The sequence below is a fragment of the Mesorhizobium sp. M7A.F.Ca.CA.001.08.2.1 genome, from assembly GCF_003998455.1.
Lineage (GTDB): Bacteria > Pseudomonadota > Alphaproteobacteria > Rhizobiales > Rhizobiaceae > Mesorhizobium > Mesorhizobium ciceri.
On record NZ_RZPW01000613.1, the window covers coordinates 1 to 3,909 of the forward strand.

General features: G+C 63.9%; 4 protein-coding genes. 1 reads left to right on the forward strand and 3 read right to left on the reverse strand.

Annotated elements, in window-relative coordinates; all coding sequences use genetic code 11:
• Window positions 1-901 (reverse strand): DMT family transporter (locus EN914_RS27440; RefSeq protein ID WP_164778953.1); only part of this gene is annotated, 901 nt, incomplete at its 3' end.
• Window positions 902-1,123: 222 nt separating this feature from the next.
• Here EN914_RS27440 and EN914_RS27445 point away from each other — a divergent pair.
• Entirely contained in the window at window positions 1,124-2,005 is an 882-nt protein-coding gene (locus EN914_RS27445; RefSeq protein WP_024503767.1) for a LysR family transcriptional regulator, read from the forward strand.
• Here the strand turns inward: EN914_RS27445 and EN914_RS27450 are convergent.
• Window positions 1,984-2,355 carry a glyoxalase superfamily protein gene (locus tag EN914_RS27450; RefSeq protein ID WP_024503768.1) on the reverse strand — a complete coding sequence of 124 codons (372 nt, stop codon included), beginning with the start codon at window positions 2,353-2,355 and terminating at the stop codon, window positions 1,984-1,986. The genes EN914_RS27445 and EN914_RS27450 overlap by 22 nt on opposite strands.
• Before the next feature lie 112 nt (window positions 2,356-2,467).
• Window positions 2,468-3,909: TIGR02302 family protein (locus EN914_RS27455; protein ID WP_127389386.1), on the reverse strand; the 1,442-nt coding region annotated here is incomplete at its 5' end.

Sequence of the window (3,909 nt, forward strand, 5' to 3'; positions counted from 1 at the left end):
GTTCGGTGCTGAGCGCCAGCAGGCCGGCGCCGATGATCAAGGCGGCACCGATCACGGTCGTCGACCGCGGCACCTCGGCGAAGAACAGGAAACCCCACAGCGGCGACCACAGGATGCCGGTATATTCGAAGGTGGCAACGCGGTTGGCCGGCGCCATCCGGTAAGCCTGCGACAGCAGGATCATGCCGGCGGAGGCGACGAAGCCGCAGGCGGCCATCTTGAGAAAATCCGGCAGCGTCGGCCAAAGCCATGGCCGTACCAGGAATTCCAGGCTGGGGTGGACGGCGTGGGTTATGCCGGCAAGGTGAAACGCGCCGGCAACCACGGCGGCGCCAACCAGATAGGCGCCGTTCTGATAGAAGGCCATCACGGTGGACGATTCGGTGTCGCCGATCTTGCGGGCCATCAGCTGCGAAAAACCATAGAGCGCCGCCGAGCCCAGCGACAGCAGCGCTGCCCAGTCGAACAGCCCTGCGCCGGGGCGCAGCATCACGAGGACGCCGAACAAGCCGATCAGCACGGTTGCCAGTGTCTGCCAGGAGACGCGCTCGCCAAGGTAGGGCCCGGCCAGCACCATGATGAACAGCGGCGCCATGAAATAAAGCGCCACCGCATCGGCAAGCGGCAAGGCGGCGATGGCCAGGTAGTACATCGTATAGGAGGTGAACTGGATGAAGGCGCGCACCGTCAGCATGCCGAATCGCTTCGACAGGATCGCCCGCAAGCCGACATCGGCATGCACCAGAACGATCAGGATCGGCAGAGCGACGATCGAGCGGATCGCCATCACCTCGGTCACTGGATAACCGCTCGACACGGCTTTGACGAGCGGATCCTGCAGCGAAAAGACCAGCACGCCGAGGCACAGGCTCAGGATGCCGCCCACCATCCGATTTTGCATCTGCATCCAGGCTCCTGCGCGTACGATCCGAAGCTGCCGCCTGCGGGGTAAAAAGAACCCGCCACCGTTTCGGGCAGCGGGCACGAGTGAGGACTCTTGATTGGTCCGCGGCTGATTTCGCAGCCGCATATCCAATGGGTGAGGCGACTATCATCCGCCGTTTGACATGTTGCAAACGAATTGGAATGATGCCAGCAATCAAATTCTCTTATGACGGATTTCATGCGGCCGACCCTCGACAGCGACCTCCTGCGCACCTTCGTGGCGATTGCCGAGACCGGCAATTTCACCAAGGCGGCGGAGCAGGCCGGCCGCACCCAATCCGCGGTGTCGATGCAGATGAAGAAGCTCGAAGATCTGATCGGCGCCAGCCTGTTCGAGCGCGGTTCGCGCGGCGTCGCGTTGACGCGGCGCGGCGGCGAACTCATCGTCAACGCCCGCCGCATCGTCTCGCTGCTCGACGAGACGTCGGCATCGATGGCGGCAGCGCCGCTTGGCGGGCCGGTGCGCATCGGCATTCCGGAGGAATATGGCCACGCCATCCTGTCGCGCGCGCTCGGCGCTTTCTCGAAGCGTCATACGCAGGTCGAGGTCACCGTGCGCTATGCCCATTCCGGGGCACAGATGGCGGCGCTCGCTGCCGGCGAGCTCGATCTGTGCGTGGTGTTCGAATGGCAGGATCCCGCCGGCGGCGAAGTGCTGATGCACGACCCGACCGTGTGGGTGACATCGTCGCTGCATCACATGCATGAGGAACAGCCGGTGCCGATCGCGCTCTACAACCGGGCCGGCTGGTGCAAGGACTTCGCCATCAAGTCGTTGGAGCAGCGCGATCTTGCCTATCGTGTCGCCTATACCAGCGACACCACCGGCGGCCTCAAGCTCGCCGTCACCTCCGGACTGGCGATCGCGCCGATCTCGCGCAGCAACATTCCGGACGGCTGTCGTGAACTGACCACGGCGGACGGATTCGGCGCCATCGATTCCTCGAACGTGGTGATGCACCGCAACCCGAACGCGTCAGGCGAGGCGATCGACGGCATGCAGGATGCGATCCGCGAAGCCTTCGTCAACAGGCTCAGTCAGCCGGCGGCATCCTCGTAGAAATGCAGCCTGTTGCCGAACGGATCGGCGACCGATACTTCGCGGGTCTTCCAAGGCGTCTCTTCCACGCCTGGCCTGGCGAAGCGGTAGTTCTTGCCGATCAGCTCGCCATGAAGAGCCGTGATGTCCTCGACCTCGATGCGCACGGCGATGCCGGGTGCACCGTCGCCATGATGTTCGCTGAGATGCAGGACGCAGCCGTCGCGGCCGATCGCCATGTAGAGCGGCGCCTCGTCGGCGAAGCGATGTTCCCACTGCACCTTGAAGTCGAGGAAGCCGACATAGAATTCACGCGCCTTGGCAATGTCGAAGATGCGCAGGATGGGTGTGACGGCGCCAAGTCTGGGCATGGTGGTGCAACCGTGCGAGAGGGTTTTCAGGTGGGATGGACGGGGGCGGCGATCCCCTTGTTTTTTCGCAATTCCGGACGGAAAACCGCTTCACACATTTCCTGGAATTGCTCTATTTCAGCTCGAGCAGCCGTTCCAGATAGCTGCGTTCGATGTCAGGGCTGAGCGCATTGCCGAGCCGCTTGCGGATCGCTTCCAGAATCTGGCGGGCGCGCTGGACGTCGATCTCGTCGGGCACCTTCACCGAATCGCCGAAATCGGGACCCTGGCTGGCGCGCGGCCGGCCGAGCGGATCGCGATCGGCGTTCTGCTGGCGGCCGCCTTCCTCGCCGCCACCCTGGTCGCCCTGCATGGCCTGCATCTGCTTCATCATGTCCTTGGCGCCCTTGCGCAGCGCTTCCAGCGCCCGGCCCTGATGGCCGACGGCCGCATCGCCTTCGCCCTCGCCGAGTGCCTGTTCGGCATTGCCCATGGACTTGCCGGCCTCGCCAAATCCTTCATTGGGCTCCATACCCATGCCTTCAAGGCCCTTCTTCAGCTGTTCGAGGTCGCTCTGCAACTGGCCCTGACCCTGCTGCAGCTGTTTCAGCGCATCGGCGAATTCCTGGGGCGTCATCGGCTTTTGCCGGGCTAGCGGATCGCGGTCTTCGCCGACGCCGGGTCTGTCCTCATCCTGGCCGCCTTCGCCGAGCTGCTCGTCACGGTTCTGCCCGCGCTGGCGCTCGCCGCGCTGCATCTGATCCATGCGGAAGGTGTCGTTCATCATCTCCTGCTGACGGCGCAGGATCTCGCCCAGCTTGTCCATCTGCTGGCGCATCTCGCTGTCCTGCTGGCCGCCTTGCTGCTGACGGCCGGCCTGCAGATTGTTCATCATGTCCTGCAGTTGCGACAGCAATTGCTGGGCCTTGTCGCGATCACCGGACTTCGCCAGGTTCTCGATCTGGTCCATCATGCGATCGATGTCGCTCTGGCGCAGTTCCTGGCCATTCTGCTGCATCTGCGGGGCGTTGGGATTTTGCTTGGCGCGCTCCGCGAATTCCTGCAGGAACTGGTTCATCGCCTCGCGCAGTTCCTTCATCGCCTTTTCGATTTCAGCGTCGCTGGCGCCATTCTTGATGGCGTCCTGCAGCGCCTGTTGCGCCTGGCGCAGCCGCTTTTCGGCGGCCGAAAGATTGCCTTCCTCGATGCCGAGCGCGATTTCCCAGAGATAGGAGACCTCGCTGCGCAATTGATCGTCGCTGTCGGCCATCTTCAGCCGGGTGCGGGCGCTCATGATGGCGAGGTAGTGGGACATGTTGTCGAACGTGTCTTCCGGCCGCAGCGTGATGGCGTCCATCAGGTCGAGCACGCGCGGCTTGGCGTTGGCGTCGAGCGCCAGCAGGCGGCGCTGTTCGATCACGGCGCGTGCCAGCGGATTGGCGAAAGGCCGCTCCGGCATCAGCAGCGTCTTGGTTTCGCTCGATGCGGTGTGCCCGGCATCGTCGGTGGCGACCAGCGTCAGCTTGATGCCGCTGCCGGCCCAGACATGCCCGGTCAGGTCCTTCGAGGTCCTGG

Bases quoted from the DNA above. Each gene is read 5' to 3' on its own strand.
- EN914_RS27445 (WP_024503767.1), top strand. From the start codon at position 1,124: ATGCGGCCGACCCTCGACAGCGACCTCCTGCGCACCTTCGTGGCGATT.
- EN914_RS27450 (WP_024503768.1), bottom strand. From the start codon at position 2,355: ATGCCCAGACTTGGCGCCGTCACACCCATCCTGCGCATCTTCGACATT.